Below are 2,761 nucleotides of genomic sequence, written 5' to 3'. Positions count from 1 at the left end.
TGGTCAGGGAGAGACCATTGAGGATCTGGAGTGGTTTGATCCAAATAGTTACATATCACGACTCCTTGGGATGGGAGACCTGAAGGCCCTTGCAGAACGGGTGCAGGAGTCCATCGATGAGCAGGATATCGATGTCAATGCCATGCTCTCCGGCAAGTTCACGCTTCGGGATATGTACCGCCAGCTTGAGGCAGTCAATAAGATGGGGCCGTTAAAACAGGTCCTTTCCATGCTCCCACTTGGCGGAATGGACATTCCGACCGAAGCCCTTGATGTGACCGCATCAAAAATGAACAAGTACCGGGTGATTATGGACTCAATGACACCAATAGAGCTTGATGATCCCTCGGTTTTGAATGGATCGCGTATTCAGCGGATCGCACAGGGGGCAGGAGCCCAGCTTGAGGAAGTCCGTGAACTTATCAAGCACTATAAGATGATGAAGCGGACATTTAAGGGCCTGAAAGGCGGAGAGAAAGGAATGCAACGCCTGATGAAGAAATTTGGGAAAATGGGCTGATGACGTCGTTCCTCGTCATCGGCCATACCGCTTCTACAGATGCATCCTTCCCTCTGGATGACCTTCCCGGAATGGGCGGACGAATGGACCTCATCTCCCGTGTCATTGCATCCTCCCTTTTTTTGTCGCATGGCATCCGTACGGACACCATCTGTGATATCCTGCTTCTTGGCCCTCCCCATCCGGGTCGGATCATTCGGTTTGATGGATCTGATCTGAAAAGCCTGTCACCGGATGAACGCAATATTGCTTCCTATATCAAAAAAGCACTGGCAATTCCTGCCGGGAGAACATATCGAAAAGCCGGTCCCGGCCTTTTTACGAGGAAAGGAACCCTGGGAGATCTGATTACCGAAAAAAACTATGCCGTTCTTGATGAATCCGGGACTGATATCAGAACGGTGGCTCTGGAGGATATGCCGGATGCATTTCTCCTCTCAGACAACCGGAACTTTACTGAGGATGAACGGAGCGTTGTCAGGGATCTTCCAAAATACGCTCTTGGTCCGTCAATCGTCCATGCAGACCATGCAATTGTTCTCATCCTGAATGAAATTGACCGACGGAGGTCAGGATGGATCTGACAGAATTATACCAGAAAGTAACAGAATATGGAGATATTTGTGATCATTGTCTTGGCCGGCTGGTTGCAAAGCGATCCTTTGGTCTCTCAAATGACATGCGAGGAAAAGGAATCCGGATTGCAGCTGCTCTGACCCTGAACCAGCCATATCAGGAGCAGTCTGGGCAGTGCTGGATCTGTGGCAACTTTTTTGAGACTGTTGATCACTGGGCAGACAAAGTTATCGAGGCATTTACCGGGATCGGAGGAGAGACCTTTGTCATCGGCTCAAAAGTTCCTCCACTCATGAGCGAATCAGAAGAGATGATCTGGAGTGATCTCGGGCTCTCTGATCCTGAACCACTCAAATCGGAGATTAACCGTGAGGTTGGAAAGCGTGTTGCCGCACGATCATCACTCATTGGTGATACAAAAAACCCTGATCTGACCGCAGTCATACACATCAGTGATGGAACGGTGAAGGTCCAGATTCGTCCGCTCTTTCTGTACGGTCGGTATCTGAAATATGAACGGGGAATCCCCCAGACACACTGGGCCTGCAGAGCCTGTAAGGGCGCCGGATGTGAAGCATGTAACGGGACCGGAAAGCAGTATCATGACTCGGTCGAGGAACTCATCGGCCGACCATTACTTCCCGTTTTTAAGGCTGAACGGGTAGTGCTTCATGGCGCAGGCCGGGAGGATATTGATGCCGTCATGCTTGGGTCAGGACGACCGTTTATCCTGGAGATTGTGAACCCAAGGATTCGGGAGGCAGATCTGAAAGTCCTTGAAGATACCATCAATGCCCAGAATGAGGGCCGTATCGGCGTTACCGATCTGAGGTGGAGTGCCAGATCAGAGGTGGAAACCTTAAAGAGCCACAAGGGGCATAAAAAATACAGGATTCTGGTCGATATAGACGGTTCCGTTCCGGATACCGCCCTTCAATCAGCAGTACAGAAACTATCGGGGGCTATAATTCGTCAGCGCACGCCAACTCGTGTAGCCCACCGGAGAGCAGATAAGGTACGTGAACGGGGCGTTCTTGATATCAGATATACAGGAAAAGAGGGAAAAGACTTCGTACTTGAGGTCACCGGTGAAGCCGGCCTGTATATTAAAGAGCTGATATCCGGTGACCAGGGACGGACGACGCCTAGTCTGACAGAGGTCCTGAAAACTCCTGCACGTGTAGTACAACTTGATGTAATTCATGTGGAAGGGACAGATCAGGTGAAATCTCATGGCACTTCATAACGGTCCACGAAAAAAGACGCGGTATAAATTTAAGAAAGATCTTCGATCACGGGGTGTTCTCCCGGTAACGAGGGTCATTCAGAAGTTTGAAATTGGACAAAAGGTTCATATCGTTTGTGAGCCGAGCATTCAGAAAGGAATGCCACACCGCAGATTCCACGGCAAGACCGGTTCAGTGGTCGGTCAGCGGGGCCGTGCCTGGCTGGTAGAGATCCGTGATGGCAACAAATTCAAAACGGTTATCTCCCGGCCCCAGCACCTCCGTGCACAGCAGTTCTGATAACAGAGAGGAAGATTGGCATGAAAATTAAAGGAATTCTGCAGGAAAAAGCAATTACTCTCCCCGAGTTGAAAGAAGAGCTCCTCAATGTGGAAGCTGCACGACTTGAGAAGGGCAAAGAGATGTCTTATGAGCTTCG

General features: G+C 50.1%; 3 protein-coding genes and 1 pseudogene. All 4 read left to right on the top strand.

From position 1 onward, the window contains the following. Nucleotides 1–520 (top strand): annotated as a pseudogene (locus PLA23_RS12315) (signal recognition particle protein Srp19); the annotation flags it as partial. Continuing rightward, nucleotides 520–1,104, top strand: a complete 585-nt coding sequence (gene trmY, locus PLA23_RS12310; RefSeq protein ID WP_324330585.1) for a tRNA (pseudouridine(54)-N(1))-methyltransferase TrmY — start codon at nucleotides 520–522, stop codon at nucleotides 1,102–1,104. The pseudogene PLA23_RS12315 and the gene trmY, both read left to right, overlap by 1 nt. After that, a complete protein-coding gene (locus tag PLA23_RS12305; RefSeq protein WP_324475371.1) occupies nucleotides 1,095–2,342 on the top strand; it encodes a tRNA pseudouridine(54/55) synthase Pus10 in 1,248 nt (415 codons plus the stop codon). The genes trmY and PLA23_RS12305 overlap by 10 nt, the downstream gene beginning before the upstream one ends. Further along, a complete protein-coding gene (locus PLA23_RS12300) occupies nucleotides 2,329–2,622 on the top strand; it encodes a 50S ribosomal protein L21e (RefSeq protein WP_324328771.1) in 294 nt (97 codons plus the stop codon). The genes PLA23_RS12305 and PLA23_RS12300 overlap by 14 nt, the downstream gene beginning before the upstream one ends. Nucleotides 2,623–2,761 lie beyond the last annotated feature (139 nt).

This window comes from Methanospirillum sp., from assembly GCF_035406105.1.
Classification (GTDB): domain Archaea; phylum Halobacteriota; class Methanomicrobia; order Methanomicrobiales; family Methanospirillaceae; genus Methanospirillum.
Note: the sequence above shows the minus strand (reverse complement) of the source record. Positions and strands in the feature narration are given on the sequence as shown.

Excerpts from the sequence above, each read along its gene's own strand:
- trmY (WP_324330585.1), top strand. The coding sequence starts at position 520 with ATGACGTCGTTCCTCGTCATCGGCCATACCGCTTCTACAGATGCATCC.
- PLA23_RS12305 (WP_324475371.1), top strand. The coding sequence starts at position 1,095 with ATGGATCTGACAGAATTATACCAGAAAGTAACAGAATATGGAGATATT.
- PLA23_RS12300 (WP_324328771.1), top strand. The coding sequence starts at position 2,329 with ATGGCACTTCATAACGGTCCACGAAAAAAGACGCGGTATAAATTTAAG.